The following is a 20,278-nucleotide window of genomic DNA, read 5'->3' on the forward strand; positions in this document are numbered from 1 at the left end:
CATAAAATCTATTACGCGATTTCTGCGACATCAGTCAGCCTAACCGCACCTTCTTTGGTATTAATAATAATGCCGCTTGAGCCATTAATATTAACACTCTCAATATTTTTGAATGAGGCAATTGGTAAGCTAGAGAATTCGCCATCCGTACTGCCTTCAGCTTTAACATTGTATTCACCAGGAGGAAGTCGTTCACCCGCTTCGTTTTTACCATCCCAAGCAAAGCGAACCGCACCTGCAGGCTGCGTGCCTAAATCAATAGTTTTAACTAATTGCCCTGATGCATCTTCAATACGAAGCGTTAAATTGTCTACCGGCTTTTCAGCAACAATCGCTCCCTTTACCTCACCCGACTCATTAAGCTCAAGTGTGTCAGACTCCAGCAGCGCTTGCTTACCAACCAGTGTTGATGCTTGCAATGCTGAATTTGATGTCATCGACGCAGCTAAAGACTCAAAGTTAGAGTTTAAATTTGAGATCCCTTCAGCCATAGTAAAGTTTGTCATTTGTGCAATCATCTGATCGTTATCAGCTGGTTTGCTGGGATCTTGATATGACAACTGCTGTGTTAACAACGAAAAGAAATCTTCTTGGGTTAACGCATCACTCTCTTCTTTTTTTGGCACTTGCTTATCTTGCCAACGTAAAGAGTCCATGTAGGATGAAGAAGTACTAATATCGTTACTCATGAGCTACCCTCAGTTACCGCTGACCTAACAGCAGTGTTTTACTTAACATTTGCTTAGCTGCATCAGCAACTTGAACATTTGTCTGATAAGAGCGAGAAGCAGAAATCATATTTGCCATCTCCTCAACAACATTCACGTTGGGTTTGTAAATATATCCATTTTCATCCGCACTCGGGTGATTTGGGTTATATTCGATTTGTAGTGGTTTATTACTTTCAACCACTCCTAACACTTTTACACCAACGGCAGAGCCCTGTGGGTTGCTTGCTGACGCTGACGCTTTTGTTAGCTCCGCAGCAAATACAGGTTGTCGCGCTCGGTACGTCTCATTTTGTGAAGAGCTAATTGTATTGGCATTAGAGATATTACTTGCCGTGGTATTTAATCGCACGTTTTGCGCGCTCATACCAGAACCAGCAATATCAAACACATTATATAAACTCATAATTAGGCTCCTTGACTACCGAGGGCTTTTTTCAGGCCTTTAAATTTACCATTAAGAAACTGGACACTGGCCTGATACTCCATAGCATTCTGTGTATACAAGTTCCGTTCCACTTGTATATCAACAGAGTTGCCATCACCTGTATCTGTTTGATTTGGCGTACGAAATAGTTCATTACTACCTACACTACGGGTACCACCGGCAATGTGTTTTTCATTGGTTCTTACCATGGTATTGCCGCTTAGTTGGTTGGACTTTGCCGTTTTTAATGCTGAGGCAAAGTCGATATCTTTTGCTTTATAGCCGGGCGTATCAGCATTTGCGATATTAGTAGCGAGCATTTCTGCTCTTTGCGAACGGATCAACATCGCATGCGGATGCACGCCTAATGCTTTATCAAAACTGATAGCCATAACTACCTCCAAAAAATTGACTCAGTACCGATAAAGCAATAAATGAGCCAGCAGTGAAAATAGTGATGATAAAAACAAAAAACGACGCAATAGGCGTCGTTTAGAGGAGGGATAATATATTAATGAAGGTCATTTCTTTTGATAAATGATACCAGGGTTACAACGCACCATATCAAAGTCAGTACTTAAACCAGACATAGACTCCGACGCACCTAAAAATAAATACCCCTTAGGGTTAAGTGCTTGAGAGAATTGTGCAATTATTTTGGCTTTCACCTCAGGTGAAAAGTAAATTAAAACATTACGGCAAAATATAATATCGAACTTACCCATTAAAGCGTACGAATCGAGCAAATTTAAATGCCTAAAGCTCACTTGCTTTTTCAATGAATCAACCACTTGTGCCATACCATTGCCGCTGTCTTTAAAAAACTTTTTACGACGTTCAGCAGAGAGTCCGCGAGCCAATGCCAATGCATCATATTCAGCATGTTTACACATATCAAGCATGGTATTTGATATATCTGTACCAATTATTTGTGCACCCATTTTTAAAACACCAGGGCTGCTGGATTGAAACTCAGCAACCGACATCGCTATTGAGTAGGGTTCTTGTCCTGATGAGCTCGCCGCAGACCATATTTTTAATGGCCTGTTTAACGTTTTAAACTCAGGGAATAATCTGGTTTTAAGTAACTCAAACGGATACTGATCTCTAAACCACAATGTCTCATTGGTTGTCATGGCATCAACAACGGCTGCGCGCAACTGGCGCTCATGCACACCGAGAGTTTTACTTACCAATTCAGACAACGATTCAACATTAAATCGAGACATTAATGGTGCCAAACGGCTCTTTACTAAATACTGCTTATTTTCACCTAAAACAATACCGCACTGTTGTTCTAAAAATAAGCGAAATTGATCGTATTCGTTTTGCTGCAAATCTTTATTAGTCAAATCAATAACACCTATGTTTATTAATCACGATGAACCCATTTATTAACGGCTGTTGCAAGCTCGTCTGGGTTAAATTTTGCAATAAAATCATCTGCTCCTACTTTTTCAATCATCGCTTGATTGAAAACACCACTCAATGATGTGTGTAAAATCACATGTAGTGGCGCAAGTTTAGGATTAGCTTTGATTTCTGCAGTCAGCGTGTAACCATCCATTTCTGGCATTTCTACATCAGAAATGAGTAGCCCTACTCGCTCTGTAATATCATTTACGCAATCGAGCTCTGCAATTTCTTTTAATCTTATTAAAGCTTCTTTACCATTTTTAGCCAACTCAGTTGTTACACCTAATGGTTCCAATGCTCGTTTTACTTGATTTCGCGCAACAGCCGAATCATCAGCAATAAATACTATTCTCTCGCCTAAATCTTTTTGTATATTACCTTGCGAGGCAACATCATCGCTCACGGTAGTATTAACTGGGCAGATTTCGTTTAAGATTTTTTCTACGTCGAGTATCTCAACGAGCTCATTTTCAATTTCAGTGACGGCTGTTAAATAAGAATAACGACCTGCTCCTGACGGCGGTGGCATTATTTTTTCCCAGTTCATGTTAACTATACGTTCAACACCACCTACTAAGAATCCTTGCACTGTACGGTTATACTCAGCAATTATTATAAAGCCATCTTCGATGCTTTTTATTGGGCGCCCGCCTACGGCCATAGATAAATCAATCACCGAAATAGTTTGCCCACGAATATGTGCTACGCCACGGATATAAGTGTTAGATTTCGGCATGCTAGTCAATGGAGGGCATTGAAGAACTTCTCTTACCTTGAACACATTAATACCAAAGCGCTGACGCCCATTAAGCTTAAATAACAATAATTCCAAGCGGTTTTGCCCAACCAACTGTGTACGTTGGTTTACTGAGTCTAAAATGCCGGCCATTTAAATCTCCTAAGAAAACAAATATAAGGAACGATAATTGCTTTCAATTAATAAAGCGTCATAACACAACGGGGGCGTCTAAATTCTGACGCAAAATATTTATACCCTGTTTGCAACCATAAGCATAGTCGAAACATTATGAGTTTGTTAAAAAAAACCAGAAGATACAGTGTTTTTTATTTTCTTGCTAGCCTCTGCTTCGCTTTGCCACTAAAGGCACAAGTATTTAGTAAAGAGTTATTGCAAGAAATGGCTGTATCTTATGTTGCTCAAAAAGCAGTGACTACAAATGATAACAAAATACAGTTTAGCGCATTACCGCTAGATAGCCGCATTCCCGATCGCCAATGTAATTCTGAGCCTGAGCTAATAACGCCAAGTGAGCCTCCCTTTAATCGCCAAGTCACTATTCAAATAAAATGTAACGATAGTGACAACTGGGCACAGTACGTTCATGTCAGAATCACTGAATCAGCACCTGTTGTAGTTGCAACTACCAATTTAGCACGAGGTGAAGTGATTACTCCATCCCATTTAAGTATTGATATGCGCCCTGCACACTTTATCAGAGCGCAGTACCTTGAAGATCCAACGGCTCTTATTGGTAGTCGTAGCAAACGCAACATCCGTGAAGGAATGCCCGTTTTACTTAATCAAATATGTATGGTGTGCAAAGGTGATTCTGTTACAATTTATGCTAATATCAAAGGGTTAAGAGTGAAAACGACGGGTATTGCATTAGAGGATGGCACCTTGGGCGAGCAAGTAAGAGTAGAAAACAAAAAGACAGGTAAAGTTTTAAATGCGCGTGTAGATGGTGTAGAGTCTGTGCAAGTAAATATTTAATATAAATTTATGCTAAAGTATCTTTAATAAATGCCGATATAAAGGCATCAGTTGGGCAATATACGGATTTTTATTATGGTCGGTCAAGTAAATAAATCAAATCAACAACCGAGTGTTTTAACAAACACTCAACAGCAAAAAGTTGATTTAAAAAGAGATAATGCAAATACACAGGCGGCACAAACGCCTTCACCTAAAGCTGCCAGCGATTCGGTGAGCTTAACACCGCAAGCTAAGCAGTTAAAATCGTTACAAGAGAAAGCGCAGCAGTCTTCTGGTTTTGATAGCAACAAAGTTGCTGAGCTTAAAAAAGCGATTACTGAAGGTAATTATCAAATCGACAGTGAGAAGCTTGCCAAAAATTTAGCAGACTTTGAGTTTAACGTTTATGGCTGATCACAATAGTTTAATTACAATTAAACTAAATGAGCAAATTACTTGCTTAACAAAACTGAGCGAGTTACTCACTCAGGAGCTTACAGCGATTGCATCTCGAAGAGGTGAAGGTTTAAAAGAAATTGCCCAACAAAAAATGTCTTTTTTAACCAGTATAAGCACCCTTGATAAAGAACTCAGCAAACTGATTGCCAGTAATGATCAGCAAACAGATGAAAACGCTGACTTAATAAAGCTAACTCGAGAAAAGCTTGAGCAGTGTCAAAAACAAAATGAAGTTAACGCTCATGCAGCGCACCAGGCGCAGTTAAGTGTAAAGCAATTAAAGGGTATTTTAATTGGCGCACCTTCGTCTATGACCTACGATCAAGCCGGTAGTGTAGTTAATACTGACAACAGCATTGTGCGTAACCTAAAAGCCTAAAGAATAATCATAAAAAAACGCCTAAACGATTATTCGTTTAGGCGTTTTTTTATGATTAATAATTTGTCGGTTAGTAATAACTTGTCGCTTAGTAATAAGTGACTTTTTTCACTTCCCGTGGTTTTATCTCACCGATGTACAAGTCGTGTACGCGCTTCATATTAAGCTCAAGCTCAGTAATATACATATCATTAACGGCATAAGTTTTTATAATTTGCGCGCCTTTTATAATACCTTGCACTTTACTCTGTAAATAATCATCTTGGGCAACAGAGCCTGCGACGGTTGTGCCTGCGGTAATTTTTTGCCCGTACACTTGTTCCGTTAGTTCGCGGTATGCTTCTAGCTTGGAGGCTTTAATTGCCATAAGCTGTTTTTGAGTGTCATTACTTCCCGACTGCAAACTAATGGGCGCGTACCCTATTGCTTTTAATACAGGGTAATTATTTGGCTCAACATATTTATATTCAACGTGCTTATCAAATATATTGCTACAACCGCTTAACGTTAAGCAGCCTAATGTGATCATTAATGGCATTACTCGCATCATACAGGGCCTTTAAAAACTAATTAAACTCAGTTATGCACGTTTAATGCCAGTGATACATATATTCTGTAACAACAAATAATAGTGGTACATTACTTGCTGAGACTCATTAACGCTAACGTTTAATTGGAGTAAGAGTATGAAGTCGTTTTTAAAAGCAGTATTGGCAGGATTAAGCACCACTGCTGTATTAACGTTTTCACCTTTTACTCACGCTCAGTGGTATGAGTCTACAGGCCATGCGGTTATTCAAAATAGCGACATTCCCGGTGCAAAGGCCGCTGCAATAAAAGATGCGATTACCCAAGCCCTTGTATTCTCTGGTGCGCGGGTGAGCTCGGTGCAAACACTTGTTGATGGTGTTTTAACCCAAGATCAGCTAAAAATAAGTAGCCAAGGCGAAATTCAAAAAATAGAGCTTGTCAGTGAAAACCGCAGTAGTGATGAGTTTGCAATTACCTTACGCTTAGATATCTTTGCGCAAACAGAGCAATGTCCACAAAGTAACTTTAATAAGTTTATAGCTGTCACGCAAAGCCAATTAACAAATCGTGAACAAGCGAGAATGGGTCAAATATTTGACATTAACAAAGCAGTCAGTAAAAACATTTATACCTCGTTGCAAAAATCAAAAATGAGTGCAATACCCGTTGCCTATTTCAACAAAGCTATAAAGGTTGATACCTACTTTAATCAACAGCATGACTATTCAAACAGTCAGTTAGAAGAAATTTCATCACGCAGCAACGCGCAATATGTGCTGTTAAGTCAAATAACCAGTTTATCTACCAGCGATAAACTCAATAGCGACTATGCGTTTTGGCAAGATGAAAGCTATCAGCGCCACTACCAAATAGAGTTTAGCTTATTTAATGGCACCACTTATGAGCCATTATGGCAAAATAGCTATCAAAGCCAAGCAATTTGGCCATTTGAAAAAACAGCCATTATTGATGTAAATAGTAATCGGTTTTGGCAATCACCTTTTGGCCAAAGCATTAGTGATATAAACCAAACCTTAAGTTACGACCTACAAGCTGCCATGGCCTGTCTACCTACTCAAGGTAAAATAATGCATATGGAAAACAATAAATTAGTGATTAATTTAGGTAAGGCTCATGGCTTAGAAAAAGGCCAACAACTGAGTATTGCCCATCATAATTATTTAACCGACGCACAAGGCAACACTATGCCGCATACCATCACTACACTTAACCGTATACGAATTGAGCAGCTTTATCAGCACAGCGCTATTGCCGTTAGTATTAATGATCAGCCTTTGCCGGGCGTACAAATTAATGACATTGTAGAGATTGCCGAGCAATAGCCGCATGTAAAATGCTAAAGCGCCTCGCTTAGTTTAGCCTTTAAATTAGAGTGGGCGCTTAACCACTGAGCCAATTGCTCAACCCCAGATAAGTGCGGGTAATGCTTTCTGCATGCAAACACAATATTACGTTGTTGATTAGGAAAAATAGGCAAATAATGAATACCCACTCGTGGTATTGCTGCAAGTTTTGGCACAAATGTAATTCCATCATCCATCGCCACCAGCGCTAATAAAGTCTCAAGGCTATTTCCTTGATACTGGCTGGAAACATCGACTCCTGCCGAAAAACAAAACTGCTGGGCTTGATCTTTAAAGCAATGGCCATCACTTAACATTAATAGGTTGCAACCTTGCAGGTCTTGCAGTGCCACTTTTTTATGCTTACACAATACGTTATCGCTTGATACGGCAACTAAAAAGTCTTCTTTATATAAATCAATGGTATGGTAACTTTTAAGTTCAGGTACATCCGCTAAAATTGCAAAGTCGACTTCACCACTTTCTAGCGCAGCTAAAATAGTGGTTGTTTGCATTTCAATAAACGAAAACTGGCTATTTATAAACGCTGCTTTCATTGATGTTAGTAGCGTAGGTAATAAATAAGGCGCAATCGTTGGAATAATACCAATGGTAAGCTTACCCTGCAGTGGTTCATTAGATGTTGCTGCCAGCTCTTTTAATATTTGTGTTTGCTCTAAAACGACAGCTATTTGTGTCAATAAACGTTCACCTTTGGCAGTTAAGGTAACGTGCTTGGTAGAGCGATCAAAAATAATAACACCCAATTCTTGCTCAAGCTTTTTAATTTGCCCGCTTAAAGTAGGCTGGCTTACAAAACAGGCATCGGCCGCTTTACGAAAATGCTTATAGTGGGCAACCGCTTTGACATACTCTAAATCTTTTAAGTTCATATTCACACTCAACCTGATAGTTTACATCTATCAGTTTAATACAAACAAACGATTGGAACTATATTTAATTGTTCGCCATAATGGCTATCAACAAATCAAGAGGAACTAAAAACATGTTAAACAATATTGAAGGTCAAACAATCCCTAACGTTACATTTGCAACGCGTCAAAACGACGAATGGAAATCAGTAACTACTGATGACATTTTTAAAGGCAAAACAGTCGTTGTGTTTTCACTACCTGGTGCATTTACACCAACGTGTTCATCAACTCACCTACCACGCTACAACGAGTTAGCTGGTGTACTTAAACAAAATGGCGTTGACGACATTGTTTGTGTATCAGTAAACGATACCTTTGTAATGAACGCATGGGCTGAACATCAAGAAGCGCAAAACATTACCTTACTACCAGATGGTAACGGCGAATTTACTGACGGCATGGGTATGCTAGTTGATAAAAACGATTTAGGTTTTGGTAAGCGCAGCTGGAGATACTCTATGCTGGTTAAAGATGGCGTAGTAGAGAAGATGTTCATCGAACCAGATTTACCAGGCGACCCGTTTGAAGTATCAGACGCCGACACTATGCTTGATTACATCAACCCAACTCAAGTAAAACCAGAAGCAGTTACTCTATTTACTAAGCCTGGCTGTCCTTTCTGTAAAAAAGCAAAAGAGCTACTTACAGCTAAAGGCTTTGCTTTTGAAGAAATTGTAATGGGTGCTGGCGCATCACTTACCAGCCTTAAAGCGGTATCGGGCCGTGAAACAGTACCACAAGTATTTATTGGCGGTAAGCACATTGGTGGCTCAGACGACCTAGAAAAATACTTTGCTTAATTAAGTAAATAAAACAGGGGCGCAATGCCCCTGTTTACTAAAGGATAAACACTATGAAAGAATTGCAAACCGACGTTGTTGTTATAGGTGCAGGTACCGCTGGTTTAAGTGCCTATCGTAATGCTAAACAATTTACTCAAAACGTACTTATGATTGAATCAGGCCCATACGGTACAACCTGCGCACGTGTTGGTTGCATGCCAAGTAAATTATTGATTGCCGCAGCAGAAGCCGCCCATTCAATAGAAATGGCCCCTGCCTTTGGTGTTCACAGCTCAAAACCGGTTATTGACGGTAAAGCCGTTATGGCACGAGTAAAAAGTGAGCGCGATCGCTTTGCAGGATTCGTAGTAGAAGCGGTAGATGAAATACCTAGCGAAGATAAAATTCGTGGCTATGCACAATTTTTAGACGCCAACCGCGTACAAATAGACGACCACACCATTATTACTGCCAAACGCTTTGTAATTGCAACGGGTTCACGCCCTTCTTACCCAGGCGTATTTAATAACTTTGGCGACCGACTGATTATAAATGACGATGTATTCGACTGGGATGATTTACCAGAATCAGTAGCCGTATTTGGCCCTGGCGTTATAGGCCTTGAAATTGGCCAAGCGTTGCACAGATTAGGAGTAAAGGTAAAACTATTTGGCGTAGGTGGTGCCATAGGCCCATTAACCGACCCCGTGGTTAAAGATTACGCTAACACTGTATTTGCAGAAGAATTTTATGTTGATACCGACTCAAACGTATCAGACATGAAAAAAGTAGGTAATAAAGCAGAGCTAACCTATACCGACAAGCAAGGTGTTAAACATACTGAGCAGTTTGACTATGTACTGGCTGCAACTGGGCGAGTACCAAACACCGATAAGCTAGGGTTAGAAAATACCGGCATAGACCTCGATGAACGTGGCGTACCAACGGCCGATGCCCATACTATGCAATGTGGCGACTCACACATATTTATAGCCGGTGATGCCAGTAACATGATCCCACTGCTTCACGAAGCATCTGATCAAGGAACAATCGCAGGGCAAAACGCAGGCCGTTATCCTCAAGTGCGTGCTGGTTTACGTAGAGCTAAAATTGCCGCTGTGTTTAGCGACCCACAAATAGCCATGGTTGGTGAAAGCTTTAAAGAAATTAGCGAACGATTAGGAAGCTGTGACTGCTTTGAAATAGGCGAAGTCAGCTTTGAAAACCAAGGCCGTAGCCGCGTTATGCTAAAAAACAAAGGGCACATGCGTGTGTATGCCGAGCACGGTACCGGCTTATTTTTAGGTGCTGAATTTATTGGCCCACAAGCAGAGCACATAGCACACTTACTTGCATGGGCTGTACAAAACAAAATGACTGTACCACAAATGCTAGATATGCCTTTTTATCACCCTGTTATTGAAGAAGGTCTACGCACTGCACTGCGTGATTTAAACGCTAAATTAAAATTTGGCCCAGACATTCTTAACCATTGTATGGAATGTGGCCCAGGCGCATAACACATCACTAATACACACTTGCTACTCAAAGCCAAAACCATTGTTTTGGCTTTTTTTATGTTAAAAACTGGTATATAAAATGGAGTTTAAACTGCTACACTCAGATTAATAAACAAACAAAAATGGACCGAAAATGAGCAATAATAAATATAGACTTGTCACTCGAAGCGATTTTGACGGCCTAGTGTGTGCCGTATTACTTAAAGATTTAGATTTAATCGACGATATTTTATTTGTGCATCCAAAAGACATGCAAGACGGTAAAATAGCCATTACCAGCAACGACATTACCACTAACCTCCCCTATGTTGCCGGTTGTCATATTGCATTTGATCACCACTTGAGTGAAACCGTTCGTAACGCAAGCGATATAAAAAACCACATTATTGACCCAGATGCGCCCTCTGCGGCACGCGTTGTATACGACTATTATGGCGGTGCAGAGAAATTCCCTAATATTTCAACTGACATGATGGAAGCGGTCGATAAAGGGGATTCGGCACAATTTACAAAAGACGAAATTTTAAACCCAACAGACTGGGTACTGATGAACTTTATTATGGATGCGCGCACAGGACTTGGTCGTTTTCGTGAATTCAAAATTTCTAATTACCAGTTAATGATGAAGTTAATTGACGCCTGTAAAGATCACAGCATAGAACAAATACTAGCAATGGAAGATGTTGCCGAGCGTGTTGCTTTATACCACGATCACAACGCACAAGCTAAAGAGCAAATAGACCGCTGCTCATCAGTACACGACAACTTAGTGGTACTCAATTTAACCGAAGAAGAGACCATATTCGCCACTAATCGCTTTGTTATTTACGCCATGTTCCCCGAATGTAATATCTCAATACATAAAATGTGGGGGCTTAAAAAGCAAAATGTGGTGTACGCCATTGGTAAATCAATCACCAACCGCAGCTCCAATACTAATGTTGGCGAGTTATGCCTTAAATACGGTGGCGGCGGCCATTTAAATGCCGGCACTTGCCAAGTAGAAACCAGCAAAGCCGAAGAAGTATTGAGTGAGCTGATTGCTACGATTACCAGTGATGGCTGAGTTATAGCCTCGGGGTTCGGGGTTCGGGGTTCGGGGTTCGGGGTTCGGGGTTCGGGGTTCGGGGTTCGGGGTTCGGGGTTCGGGGTTCGGGGTTCGGCAAAGTATTTTATAAAGCGGGCTAATTGATAGCTCGCTTTTTTATTATGAAAAATTTAATGGAGGGCTTCTTTGAGAGAAATATAGTCATTCGGGTGAGTCATCATTAACTTAGTAAGAATAAGAGGAAACTTTCCTATTTTTACATGTTTATATAAGCTACATAAGGCATAATATTTATAGCTGGCAATAGCTTACACTATTTGCTATTAATACAAGTTCATAAAATAAGGATGTTTTCGCGCTAAAGTAGGGGAAGTGTTCTCTGATAAAGCTGTTATGTTTCAAGGAGAGTTTGTGAGTCAATATGAAATAATAAGCACTTCAATTGCTTTAATTGCAGTATGTGTTTCTTTTATGGCAATAGTACGAACTCGTAAACTATCAGAAAAACAATTAGCGTTTGAAAAAACAAATGCTAAGTTGTCTGCTCTAGCTATTCTAGTTTCAGAATATAAATCTTAAGCAGAATCAATTAGAGTTGCGTTAAATGATGGCACTATCGAGATAGAAAACCTATCTAGAATTGGTATGGAAAACGCTTTAGATGAAGTTCTCGACAAACAATATAAAGCTATTGAGGATATAGAAAAAATACTAATTACTCATCAAGCAACTGAAACATAACAAGCGAATAAGTCAGGACTAAAAACTGTTGGCTTTTGCTCCTGCCTCGCTTATTTTAGTCAACCATTTTTAGCCCATGATTATGGGCGTTACCAATCTAAACTGTTGGCACTCAGCCGATAGTCGTTATAGAGTGGTTTAACTTACAGTGTAAAGCAGTTGTTTCTGGTAGATTCATCATTTTTGTCGGATGGCGTGGCTCCGCCACTTATCCGACCTACGTCAAAATGTAGGTTGGTTAAGCCGAAGGCGCCACCCAACAGGCTTTCAAATTCACTTTTTATCCGCAAATGCCACATAGCTGACATAGCTGACATTGCTGACATTGCTGACATTGCTGACATTGCTGACATTGCTGACATTGCTGACATTGCTACAAATATACTACATAGAGTTGGGATAGGAATAGAAATAAAACCGTAACCTGTTGATTTCATTGGTAGCCCCTGCAGGAATCGAACCTGCAACTGCCCCTTAGGAGGGGGCCGTTATATCCATTTAACTAAGAGGCCACGCTGGGTGCTAAGTACTAGGTGTTTGGAAATTATAACGGCATCTGGTTTTTTATATCAAGCATCAAATTAAGTTAATTGCTTGATAAGTATATATCTTCTTTATTTAATACGTAAAGCGGTATAAATGTTCGGCTGCTGGCTGCTAAGCGTTTGCTTTGAATATCAATAACGCGTGCGTTTATTTCTACGCCGCCCTCTCTATAAATAAGGGTGCCTGACAATACATGGCTGGCTATACTGGTACCTGCAAGTTTGCGAGTGTTACGTGTAAAGGCAAAATCGCCTTGCTTATTTACGGTAATTAAATTGGCTGTTTTAAAATCAACGGCGCTATAACCAAACTTTTGTAGCTGATGTATAAAGGTTTCTGATAACTGATTACCTAACTGGCTTGTTGTAGTTAAACTTGCGTCTAAATCAACGAACGAAGTCACCGCAATCGCTGCATCTTGCGGGGCTACTTGCATGGTGTCGGTTAAATCAAGTGCCATTTGCTCAACGTAATTAACTAAGCTTTTGTGGTGCTTGTTTGGGTTAAATTGCGTTGTATCAGCATATTGCTCTTGCTCGTCATTGCGCTGCATTTGCGCCATGATTTGGTTAAAATCAAGATTACTTACCACCGTTTGTTCAGGCTCAGCCTTAGCGGGTTCAGCCATGCTAGATTCACCAAGTAAATTACAGCCTGAAAGTAATAATGAAAATGCAATTATGCTAATTAAAGCTGAGCGCTTAGCTAAGTTAGCCATGATAAACCTCACTTACTCGCTTGTTTTAGCATGATGCCATCAGCACTGTTACTGCTATTTAACGCGTCGATCACTGATTGCGGAATAAAGCCCTGTGCAGAACCTACAACCGCTTTACTCGCTAAACCAACAATACGTGCGTTTACTAATATGCCGCCTTGGTGGTTTACTAACGTGCCTGCTAATACGTAACTAAAGTTTTGTTCTTGGTTAAGCTCTAAGTAGTCGCGACTAAAAACAAAATCGCCGCCAGGCGTTACGCGCATATAATCGGTGGTTTTAAAATCAATGACCGGTACACCAAAATTATGCAGCTCATGCATAAAGCTCTCTGCTATTTGGTTACCCACTAAGTCAGCATTGTTGTAGTCACGATCTAAAAATACAAAGCTTGATACCGCTAATGGCGTTTTAGTATTTACGTACTGTAAATTTTCAGCCATATCTTGCATGATGCCACGCACATAGTGATTAATATTTTTGCGTGTTGGCGTGTTAACTTGTTTGTTTTTATTCATCACTGCTGTTTTATTTTGATACAGCGAGTCGCTTTGTGTAGGTGCGGCTACAGGGCGTTGCTCAAAAAACATAGGCGCATCGTCGGTAATTTGTGTGTCACTATGGTTTGTCATTTGTGAACAACCAAAGCCTAGTGGCAAACATAAAGTTAATAGTAGGCGTTTCATGTGTGCTCCTAATTAATATTCACTGCGGTAAATATAGTCACCGCGCTGCTGTATTTTTTCATTGCTCCACATCACATTGATGGGAATTTCAGTACTGCCGGCAGATACAACTTGGTTGGTTTGCATATTTACCATTCGTGCATTAACAATATAAGCATGCTCTTGGCGAGTTAAAGTACCGGTGATGACAAAGTCAATAATCTGACGCTGCTTTAAGTTGCCAGTATTGCGGCTAAGTACTGAGTCTGCACTCGCTGATAAGTTAAGTTGGTTTTCAAGCCGATATTCAACCGTGTTATAACCTAATTGGGTGAATTGGGTTATTAAGCTTTCCTGAATCTGCTGGCTAAGCCCTGCCCCCTGTCCTTGAGCAACGTGAGAATCTAGGGCATCTGCTAAATAAAAGCTACTGACCGCAATTGAAGCAGTGCTTTTAAAAGGCTCTTTAATATGGCTAAGCTGGGCACTTAAGCTACTTACGTACTGGTTCACCGTATAAGGTGCCATAACCGCTTTAGTCGCATCAGTGCTTATACTCGGCTTTGGCTGAGGTGTTAAACTACAGCCCGCTAAATTTAATAATAGTAAGGGTAACAAAAGGCGCATAGTTGCCATCCTCTAAAAACATAATAACAACAAAGCAATTATTATGCCGAATACCCTTGTCACATATTTATTTTAAAGGCTGCTGGGTGTAATGACTCACAATGCAGTTGATTTGGCGCTGTTTAAGTTTATCGCAATCAGCAGCCGCATTCGCTTGTTCCTGATAAGCCCCAAGCTTTAAACGGTAGTAAGTCATGCCACTCACGTTGATAGTTTCTACATTCGCCACAAATTCCCCCTCAAATAACGAAGATGCGCTGGCTTTTATTTGATTTAAACTTTGGCTAAGTCGGTCTTTGTCGGTAACGGCTGCAACTTGGAGGGCAAACAGCGCTTTAACGGCTTGTTTTTCATCAGCTGCTGCATTCGTTGCCACTTGAGCTTTTTGTGCTTCTTTTGGTGCTACCGTTTCAGCTGAAGCTTTAGCTGTTGGTACTACAGGCGTATTTTTTGATGCAGACCCTTGATTTGCCACCGCATTTAATTGGCTTATTAATAACTTTAAGTCTTGTTCAATAACTAATAGACGCTCAACACCTGCTTTGGCTGCTTGCCACTGTTGAGACGATGCTTTTAGCTGCGCTAACTCCTCGTCAGAAAGGCTTGCACTGGCTTGTTTAGGCTGAGGCGACTCTACTGTTGTTTTGGGACTGCTGCATCCAGATATAAAAAGAGCACCAATACAGGCGATGAGTATTGAATAGCGTTTATATAAATTAGCATGTTGCATGGTTAAACCTTATTGTTATTAGTGGCTAATAAGTTGCGCTTGGACTTGGCAGTTCAAGCCTTTCACTTTTAATTCTGCGCATACTTGTTCAAGCTCTCCTTTGGCAGACTCGGCATAAGCGACGGCTAAAATATACCGTTTTTGTTTATCGTCTTTAATATAAAAAGCATCTCGCTTTGATTGCTCATTTAGATGGCGCTTAATTAATTGATAATACGCTTTCATAATCGGCAATGATGAAAACCCACCCGCATTAGCAATATACGCTGGCGTTTGTGTTTTTTCTTTAAGCTCAAAGTCAACACCCATTACCACTTCACCTTGTGCTGGTAATTTAACCACCACCTGTTGCGTATCTTTTAAGGATTTACGTTGCTTAAACTCATCATCTATAACCGCTTTATATTCGCCAGGGCGTAAATCGGTAAACAAATAATAGCCATCATAGGCAGCTTGCGTTTGCGCCACTTGCTTACCTTGTTTATCGAGTAATTTAATGGTAGCAAAAGGCTGTACTTCACTGCTGCCTTGCTCATCTTGTTTGTAAACAGTTCCCTCTAATTCACTACTGTTATTAAGCGGGATTTCCATATATTCAACAAAGCCGGCACGCGGTGTAATTGAAAAGCCATCGTTGGCGGCAACTAAAAAAGGCTCGCTAATACTACCAGGCTCAATCACTATGTCGGTTGTTCTATTCGCCGGCATACCTTTAAGTATCGCTAAGCCATTTTCGTTAGTTACAGCTCGGCGATAATTTTGAACTCCTTTTACCTTAACGCCTTCAATTCCCTTTTCCCCATCATCTTGAATATTGTTATTATTTGAATCAAGAAAAACTCGAACCATTAAAGTCCCTGAATTTACGAGGCTTCTTTTACTTAAAAAGTACTCGTCAGTGTTCGTATCAAAACCGATGCTAAAGCGACTAAATAAACCTAGTCGCCAATTATCATCGTCATCGTAGCTCATTGTGCTATTTAAGCTAAAACTATCGCTTTGCCAATTTAGACCCAACTCCATAGAAACTAAATCGTTTATACGGGAGTTTCTTAGTGTGAATTCAGATTGCAAATTCTGAGATAAATTACGGCTTAATTCTGCTTGGTAACCCAGTATAGTCGAACCAGAGTCTGCGCTGTAGTCAACACTAAAACGAGTGTATGTTTTACCAAATCGATGTTGAAGACGCATACTGCCAAGTGTTGTTGCATCATCTAAAGAATCAAATTTTCGCCAAATTAAATTGTTACTAACAACGGTACCACCTAAATTATACGATAAGGTATTATCAACACTTAAATATGAGTCACTAAATTCTCTGTTGTTATAGGCGAGCGTATTTTGATAGCTCAAGCTTCCAAATGATTCATCAAATAACTTTCCTGCCGTGTATAGTTGATAACTTTCAGTTTTCGCTGTATCTGTATCACCAACTATTTTTTCATTGTTTTGAGACAGGCTTAAACGTACCGATTGACCAACTAATTCACCTCTAGCCGCGACCTCTAGCTTATCTTCATCGTTATTATTTTTTTCATAATCTAGATTAAGTAATACCTTATCAAATATACTCAGGTTTGAACCAAAGGCATAATTGTTAACATTATCACCCGAATTGCTATTTAATATTGATGTACCAGCATAAACCGATAAATAATCAGTTAATCCCGTTTCATAACGACCCGCTAGCTGCCAACCTTTGCCTTGTGTCGAATAAAGTGACTGATTGAATAACTGCTCACCTTGCTCAGTAATTGAAAACTCATAAAACGATTCATCTGCTGACAAACTATTACCATCTATAAAATATTGCTCTGTTTTTCGCTCTACTTGTCCTTGTGGACCATAAAAAATCAGCTCAAAATTATTAGCGCCAAATAATAAATCAATGTCTTCAAATAGATAGCGCCCATCAGCTAAGCTAAACTGCTGCGCTAGCAGTACATCATTTCTATATAACTCAACATCCCACCCTGGTTGAATAGCACCCGTTAAGTTAATTTGATTACTATTAACCTGTTTAAAAAGTGGTTTGTTATCAACTTTTACTCCTCTGGCGTAACTACCATTAAATCGTTTACCGACTTGAGTTGCTAATACATCTCCAAGTTGAACCGTTGTCGCATTTAAAGGACCTAATAGGCGTGCATCTTTACTTTGACGGCTAAATGATAATCTTGAATCAGATAGTAAATCTTGTTTTCGTCCTGCAAAAAAATACTGAGTATTAAAATAGGCCAAGTCATTTGATCCTAATACAGAGTACCCTATCGCTGAATCCGTATTACTCTTAGTTGCACTAAGCTGCACATCAGCAAGAGGCGATGAAATTGCGCTGTATGGACTGGCCTTCCAAGGTAAGATTGCTTGACGTGACTCTCTATTCGTTACAGTTTCTCGCTGCTCTCTTTCGCGTTTTAATTCTATAGGCAATTTGGTGGGGGAGCTTACATTTAGCTCAAGTGCTGAATATTCAATATCAATATCTAACGAAAACCACTGCGCTAACAAGTTACTATCAACAAACATATCGCCGTTCTCCGCATAAGCTTGTTGGCTATTAAATGAATATCTAGCGCCGTTAATTTTTGCTGTATTTGTATTTAAGTCTAGATAAAACTGATTATCTTCACTAATAAACCAGCCTTGAGCAATAAGGTCATCGCTGTTTATATCGATAGCAAAATCCAGACTTTCTGAAAAACTTAATAAATCGATTAATACACCGGTTTTACTTTTCACCCCGAGCATTTCACCCAGGTAATTTTTTTTCACGAACGATGAAAAAAATAATAACTCCCCTTCGGGGATACCCTCACCTTGCTGCACATTAAGCTCAGGCTCTGTTCTTTCATTTAAAGCTTGATCAGTGTTGTATTGCTGCCATTTTTTATCTATTTTTTTTATGCTAGCAAAAATGGCCTGAGTATCAGGCTCTGCTGCTAATAATGGATCAATAGATAAAAAAATGATCAGCAACCACTTTAACCGCTTAAAGTAATACATCGCCTATTTCAAATTACCGATAATTGCATTATTGATTGGCGCAACCTTTTCACTAAAAATAGTATCGCGATATTCTTTAAGTCCTGTATAAATTACGCGAATTTGGCCATTTTTCGGAATATTTTGATCTGCAAAAATTGGTATCGTCGCCGTTGTTCTTTTGAGCTCAGGGTAAATACTAAAATCGTTTAACATAGCGATCTTTTTCTCTGTATCCGTTCCTTTTTGCTTAAAGAAAACTTCTAACTTGCCAAAAGAACTAAAGCCACCCTCTCGTAAAATTTCGATCTCAAGCGCCTTTTTTTCTGGGCTGTGTATAAGCTGTAAGTTGCTAATATTAACATTCGGTTTTACAGCACCTTTTCGCAAAATAACAGGAATAGTGTAACTTAAAAGTAAGTTTACCTTAATGCCTAGCCTCTGTTGCTGACTTTGAACTTCATTAGGAAGTGCTTTAAAGGCTAGATGAGAGCGGTACTCCTGCTCTATTAAACCTTTTGGCTTTCGAATAGCAAGCTTAACAATCTGCCTTTCTCCTGGTGCTAATCTAACTTGCGATGGGCTAATCCTAACCATATTTTTAAGTGAAGATGAACTTTCTTGATCAGCCGCTAAATTAGCATACCCTCCGCCAGCTAGTGCGACTTTATCCTGCCACTCCAATCTATAAGTTTTAGATTCATTAGAGTTATTAACAACAATGACTTTAGCAACACGTTGACGTTCATCAAAATTGATTCTTGTTGGAGAAATGAGTAAGTTTGCATAAGAATGAAAGCTAATTAAAATAAAGCTTACTAAGATAAAAAAAGTTTTTATTATTGTCATTTAATCAACATCTCTAGTTGTCTAATAATTTAGTGTCACTTCAATTGTAGTATCAAAGATGCCATCTTTATATGTATTTCCGTCACCAGAGGTACTTAATTGCCCTCCAACTCTTAATAAAGCCGTTCCTGTGGTATCGGTTGTAATGGTCGCATTGTATATAAGTTGATTTAAAATCAGTGATGCACCACCGAAAATGTTATTTAAAGGTTGGTCGTTTATAAAGTCACTCACATTCACTTGAATACGAGCTGGATACCCTTCGAGCAACAATTCAGCTGCATGGCCTTTTTCAAGTAAATATATCTTATTGGTTAAGGTATTTGTATTACTAGGCAACAAAGTTATAGAGCTAACACTTTGATTATCACTAATAACAATTTTACCAAAGTTCAATTGCTCAAGTGGTGTTACCTGCGCGTACGAGCCTGAAGTTAAGAAGGCTGCAAATATGAATAAAGTTAATTTCATAAAACAGCCTGCTTTGTAATAAAGCAGGCTTTGCTCATTAATAGTTTAATTCTAATGTGAATGAACCACTGTAAGTGCCATCAATGTAGTCACTAGTAGGTGTAGTGGCATCTGTCGTTAATGTTGCACCAACATTAAATGTCGCTTCACCATTTGCGTCTACTTGAATGGCAGTTGTCGCTGCACTGTTAGGCGTCGCGCCAGTTAACACATAATACGTTGGAGTTCCCAAAGTAAATGCTGCAGTACCCGCAGGTGCTGCATCAGGTGAAATAGCACTTTCTGGCGGATTCGTAATGGTTAGTGAACCGAAAGGAGACACGCCAGAAACAGAAAAAGAGGCTGGTGCACCTGGTACTAAAATTGCGATTTCAGCATCTGCAATCGATGTAGAAGCCGTTGTAGGTGAGGTTGCTGGGTTTGCAGCTAAAACAAGGGTAGCTGTTTCAGTTGTTGCTAAATCAGCTGAAGCACGAATTGTTCCAAAATCTAGTGCCGAATCGTTAGTCAAGGTAAAAGCATTTTGAACTGTAACACCTGCTTGAAACGAAACTGATTCAGCTGCAGCACCGAAAGAAAGAACTGCCATTGATGCAGCCAACGCTGCTTTAGTAAATATTTTGTTCATAGTTTTCCC

24 protein-coding genes and 1 tRNA gene are annotated in these 20,278 nt (G+C 39.7%); 8 read left to right on the forward strand and 17 right to left on the reverse strand.

Features of this window, described 5'->3' with window-relative positions:
- Positions 1-11: 11 nt before the first annotated feature.
- The 5 genes from N523_RS0114920 to N523_RS0114940 all read right to left on the reverse strand — a co-directional run bounded on the left by N523_RS0114920 (position 12) and on the right by N523_RS0114940 (position 3,460).
- A complete protein-coding gene (locus tag N523_RS0114920) occupies positions 12-689 on the reverse strand; it encodes a flagellar hook assembly protein FlgD (protein WP_013465592.1) in 678 nt (225 codons plus the stop codon).
- Between the two features lie 13 nt (positions 690-702).
- Complete coding sequence (gene flgC, locus N523_RS0114925; RefSeq protein ID WP_013465593.1) at positions 703-1,134, reverse strand: flagellar basal body rod protein FlgC; 432 nt, start codon at positions 1,132-1,134, stop codon at positions 703-705.
- A gap of 2 nt (positions 1,135-1,136) precedes the next feature.
- Positions 1,137-1,547: a flagellar basal body rod protein FlgB gene (flgB, locus tag N523_RS0114930; RefSeq protein WP_013465594.1), complete on the reverse strand. Its 411-nt coding sequence runs from the start codon at positions 1,545-1,547 to the stop codon at positions 1,137-1,139.
- Between the two features lie 129 nt (positions 1,548-1,676).
- Entirely contained in the window at positions 1,677-2,507 is an 831-nt protein-coding gene (locus N523_RS0114935) for a CheR family methyltransferase (protein ID WP_013465595.1), read from the reverse strand.
- A gap of 20 nt (positions 2,508-2,527) precedes the next feature.
- Positions 2,528-3,460: a chemotaxis protein gene (locus N523_RS0114940; protein WP_013465596.1), complete on the reverse strand. Its 933-nt coding sequence runs from the start codon at positions 3,458-3,460 to the stop codon at positions 2,528-2,530.
- A 138-nt stretch (positions 3,461-3,598) separates the two neighbouring features.
- On the opposite strand from N523_RS0114940, the gene flgA reads away from it, so the two are divergent.
- The 3 genes from flgA to flgN all read left to right on the forward strand — a co-directional run bounded on the left by flgA (position 3,599) and on the right by flgN (position 5,126).
- A complete protein-coding gene (gene flgA, locus N523_RS0114945) occupies positions 3,599-4,306 on the forward strand; it encodes a flagellar basal body P-ring formation chaperone FlgA (RefSeq protein WP_016899218.1) in 708 nt (235 codons plus the stop codon).
- Between the two features lie 75 nt (positions 4,307-4,381).
- On the forward strand, positions 4,382-4,702 hold the full coding sequence (gene flgM / locus N523_RS0114950) for a flagellar biosynthesis anti-sigma factor FlgM (RefSeq protein ID WP_013465598.1): 321 nt from the start codon (positions 4,382-4,384) through the stop codon (positions 4,700-4,702).
- Positions 4,695-5,126, forward strand: coding sequence for a flagellar export chaperone FlgN (flgN, locus tag N523_RS0114955; RefSeq protein WP_013465599.1), 432 nt, complete (start codon positions 4,695-4,697; stop codon positions 5,124-5,126). Before flgM ends, flgN begins: the two co-directional genes overlap by 8 nt.
- A gap of 88 nt (positions 5,127-5,214) precedes the next feature.
- Here flgN and N523_RS0114960 read toward each other — a convergent pair whose 3' ends face one another.
- Positions 5,215-5,673, reverse strand: coding sequence for an LPP20 family lipoprotein (locus N523_RS0114960; RefSeq protein ID WP_010387855.1), 459 nt, complete (start codon positions 5,671-5,673; stop codon positions 5,215-5,217).
- Between the two features lie 139 nt (positions 5,674-5,812).
- On the opposite strand from N523_RS0114960, the gene N523_RS0114965 reads away from it, so the two are divergent.
- Positions 5,813-7,000 (forward strand): flagellar assembly protein T N-terminal domain-containing protein, encoded by a 1,188-nt coding sequence (locus tag N523_RS0114965; protein WP_013465600.1) that lies wholly within the window; start codon positions 5,813-5,815, stop codon positions 6,998-7,000.
- A 14-nt stretch (positions 7,001-7,014) separates the two neighbouring features.
- Here N523_RS0114965 and N523_RS0114970 read toward each other — a convergent pair whose 3' ends face one another.
- Complete coding sequence (locus N523_RS0114970) at positions 7,015-7,914, reverse strand: LysR substrate-binding domain-containing protein (RefSeq protein ID WP_028833973.1); 900 nt, start codon at positions 7,912-7,914, stop codon at positions 7,015-7,017.
- A gap of 113 nt (positions 7,915-8,027) precedes the next feature.
- Between N523_RS0114970 and N523_RS0114975 the strand changes: the two genes are divergently transcribed.
- The 4 genes from N523_RS0114975 to N523_RS0114990 all read left to right on the forward strand — a co-directional run bounded on the left by N523_RS0114975 (position 8,028) and on the right by N523_RS0114990 (position 11,885).
- Positions 8,028-8,756 carry a glutathione peroxidase gene (locus N523_RS0114975; RefSeq protein WP_008466566.1) on the forward strand — a complete coding sequence of 243 codons (729 nt, stop codon included), beginning with the start codon at positions 8,028-8,030 and terminating at the stop codon, positions 8,754-8,756.
- 53 nt (positions 8,757-8,809) lie between these two features.
- Complete coding sequence (locus N523_RS0114980; protein WP_028833972.1) at positions 8,810-10,258, forward strand: dihydrolipoyl dehydrogenase; 1,449 nt, start codon at positions 8,810-8,812, stop codon at positions 10,256-10,258.
- Between the two features lie 133 nt (positions 10,259-10,391).
- Positions 10,392-11,324, forward strand: a complete 933-nt coding sequence (locus N523_RS0114985; protein WP_028833971.1) for an exopolyphosphatase — start codon at positions 10,392-10,394, stop codon at positions 11,322-11,324.
- A gap of 393 nt (positions 11,325-11,717) precedes the next feature.
- On the forward strand, positions 11,718-11,885 hold the full coding sequence (locus N523_RS0114990) for a hypothetical protein (protein ID WP_155949132.1): 168 nt from the start codon (positions 11,718-11,720) through the stop codon (positions 11,883-11,885).
- A 305-nt stretch (positions 11,886-12,190) separates the two neighbouring features.
- Here N523_RS0114990 and N523_RS19490 read toward each other — a convergent pair whose 3' ends face one another.
- The 10 genes from N523_RS19490 to N523_RS0115045 all read right to left on the reverse strand — a co-directional run bounded on the left by N523_RS19490 (position 12,191) and on the right by N523_RS0115045 (position 20,269).
- Positions 12,191-12,484, reverse strand: coding sequence for a hypothetical protein (locus tag N523_RS19490; RefSeq protein WP_036959866.1), 294 nt, complete (start codon positions 12,482-12,484; stop codon positions 12,191-12,193).
- Positions 12,485-12,559, reverse strand: a tRNA-Arg gene (locus N523_RS0115005).
- A 74-nt stretch (positions 12,560-12,633) separates the two neighbouring features.
- Positions 12,634-13,311 carry a FlgO family outer membrane protein gene (locus N523_RS0115010; protein ID WP_028833969.1) on the reverse strand — a complete coding sequence of 226 codons (678 nt, stop codon included), beginning with the start codon at positions 13,309-13,311 and terminating at the stop codon, positions 12,634-12,636.
- Positions 13,312-13,319: 8 nt separating this feature from the next.
- Positions 13,320-13,997: a FlgO family outer membrane protein gene (locus N523_RS0115015; RefSeq protein ID WP_013465606.1), complete on the reverse strand. Its 678-nt coding sequence runs from the start codon at positions 13,995-13,997 to the stop codon at positions 13,320-13,322.
- A 12-nt stretch (positions 13,998-14,009) separates the two neighbouring features.
- Positions 14,010-14,603, reverse strand: a complete 594-nt coding sequence (locus tag N523_RS0115020) for a FlgO family outer membrane protein (protein WP_028833968.1) — start codon at positions 14,601-14,603, stop codon at positions 14,010-14,012.
- A gap of 67 nt (positions 14,604-14,670) precedes the next feature.
- On the reverse strand, positions 14,671-15,333 hold the full coding sequence (locus N523_RS0115025; RefSeq protein ID WP_028833967.1) for an SPOR domain-containing protein: 663 nt from the start codon (positions 15,331-15,333) through the stop codon (positions 14,671-14,673).
- Between the two features lie 18 nt (positions 15,334-15,351).
- Positions 15,352-18,342: a carboxypeptidase-like regulatory domain-containing protein gene (locus N523_RS0115030; protein WP_028833966.1), complete on the reverse strand. Its 2,991-nt coding sequence runs from the start codon at positions 18,340-18,342 to the stop codon at positions 15,352-15,354.
- Between the two features lie 3 nt (positions 18,343-18,345).
- Positions 18,346-19,170: a fimbrial biogenesis chaperone gene (locus tag N523_RS0115035; RefSeq protein ID WP_028833965.1), complete on the reverse strand. Its 825-nt coding sequence runs from the start codon at positions 19,168-19,170 to the stop codon at positions 18,346-18,348.
- A gap of 21 nt (positions 19,171-19,191) precedes the next feature.
- Positions 19,192-19,641: a DUF4402 domain-containing protein gene (locus tag N523_RS0115040; RefSeq protein WP_028833964.1), complete on the reverse strand. Its 450-nt coding sequence runs from the start codon at positions 19,639-19,641 to the stop codon at positions 19,192-19,194.
- Between the two features lie 37 nt (positions 19,642-19,678).
- Positions 19,679-20,269 carry a DUF4402 domain-containing protein gene (locus N523_RS0115045; RefSeq protein ID WP_028833963.1) on the reverse strand — a complete coding sequence of 197 codons (591 nt, stop codon included), beginning with the start codon at positions 20,267-20,269 and terminating at the stop codon, positions 19,679-19,681.
- Between the last annotated feature and the right edge of the window lie 9 nt (positions 20,270-20,278).

The organism is Pseudoalteromonas sp. 23_GOM-1509m, assembly GCF_000518425.1.
GTDB classification, from domain to species: domain Bacteria; phylum Pseudomonadota; class Gammaproteobacteria; order Enterobacterales; family Alteromonadaceae; genus Pseudoalteromonas; species Pseudoalteromonas tetraodonis.

Bases quoted from the DNA above. Each gene is read 5' to 3' on its own strand.
- flgN (WP_013465599.1), top strand. From the start codon at position 4,695: ATGGCTGATCACAATAGTTTAATTACAATTAAACTAAATGAGCAAATT.
- N523_RS0114980 (WP_028833972.1), top strand. From the start codon at position 8,810: ATGAAAGAATTGCAAACCGACGTTGTTGTTATAGGTGCAGGTACCGCT.
- flgB (WP_013465594.1), bottom strand. From the start codon at position 1,547: ATGGCTATCAGTTTTGATAAAGCATTAGGCGTGCATCCGCATGCGATG.
- N523_RS0114960 (WP_010387855.1), bottom strand. From the start codon at position 5,673: ATGCGAGTAATGCCATTAATGATCACATTAGGCTGCTTAACGTTAAGC.
- N523_RS19490 (WP_036959866.1), bottom strand. From the start codon at position 12,484: ATGAAATCAACAGGTTACGGTTTTATTTCTATTCCTATCCCAACTCTA.
- N523_RS0114940 (WP_013465596.1), bottom strand. From the start codon at position 3,460: ATGGCCGGCATTTTAGACTCAGTAAACCAACGTACACAGTTGGTTGGG.
- N523_RS0115025 (WP_028833967.1), bottom strand. From the start codon at position 15,333: ATGCAACATGCTAATTTATATAAACGCTATTCAATACTCATCGCCTGT.
- flgM (WP_013465598.1), top strand. From the start codon at position 4,382: ATGGTCGGTCAAGTAAATAAATCAAATCAACAACCGAGTGTTTTAACA.
- N523_RS0114965 (WP_013465600.1), top strand. From the start codon at position 5,813: ATGAAGTCGTTTTTAAAAGCAGTATTGGCAGGATTAAGCACCACTGCT.
- N523_RS0114975 (WP_008466566.1), top strand. From the start codon at position 8,028: ATGTTAAACAATATTGAAGGTCAAACAATCCCTAACGTTACATTTGCA.
- N523_RS0114985 (WP_028833971.1), top strand. From the start codon at position 10,392: ATGAGCAATAATAAATATAGACTTGTCACTCGAAGCGATTTTGACGGC.
- N523_RS0115030 (WP_028833966.1), bottom strand. From the start codon at position 18,342: ATGTATTACTTTAAGCGGTTAAAGTGGTTGCTGATCATTTTTTTATCT.
- flgA (WP_016899218.1), top strand. From the start codon at position 3,599: ATGAGTTTGTTAAAAAAAACCAGAAGATACAGTGTTTTTTATTTTCTT.
- N523_RS0115040 (WP_028833964.1), bottom strand. From the start codon at position 19,641: ATGAAATTAACTTTATTCATATTTGCAGCCTTCTTAACTTCAGGCTCG.
- N523_RS0114920 (WP_013465592.1), bottom strand. From the start codon at position 689: ATGAGTAACGATATTAGTACTTCTTCATCCTACATGGACTCTTTACGT.
- N523_RS0114970 (WP_028833973.1), bottom strand. From the start codon at position 7,914: ATGAACTTAAAAGATTTAGAGTATGTCAAAGCGGTTGCCCACTATAAG.
- N523_RS0115045 (WP_028833963.1), bottom strand. From the start codon at position 20,269: ATGAACAAAATATTTACTAAAGCAGCGTTGGCTGCATCAATGGCAGTT.
- N523_RS0115020 (WP_028833968.1), bottom strand. From the start codon at position 14,603: ATGCGCCTTTTGTTACCCTTACTATTATTAAATTTAGCGGGCTGTAGT.
- N523_RS0115010 (WP_028833969.1), bottom strand. From the start codon at position 13,311: ATGGCTAACTTAGCTAAGCGCTCAGCTTTAATTAGCATAATTGCATTT.
- N523_RS0115035 (WP_028833965.1), bottom strand. From the start codon at position 19,170: ATGACAATAATAAAAACTTTTTTTATCTTAGTAAGCTTTATTTTAATT.
- N523_RS0115015 (WP_013465606.1), bottom strand. From the start codon at position 13,997: ATGAAACGCCTACTATTAACTTTATGTTTGCCACTAGGCTTTGGTTGT.
- flgC (WP_013465593.1), bottom strand. From the start codon at position 1,134: ATGAGTTTATATAATGTGTTTGATATTGCTGGTTCTGGTATGAGCGCG.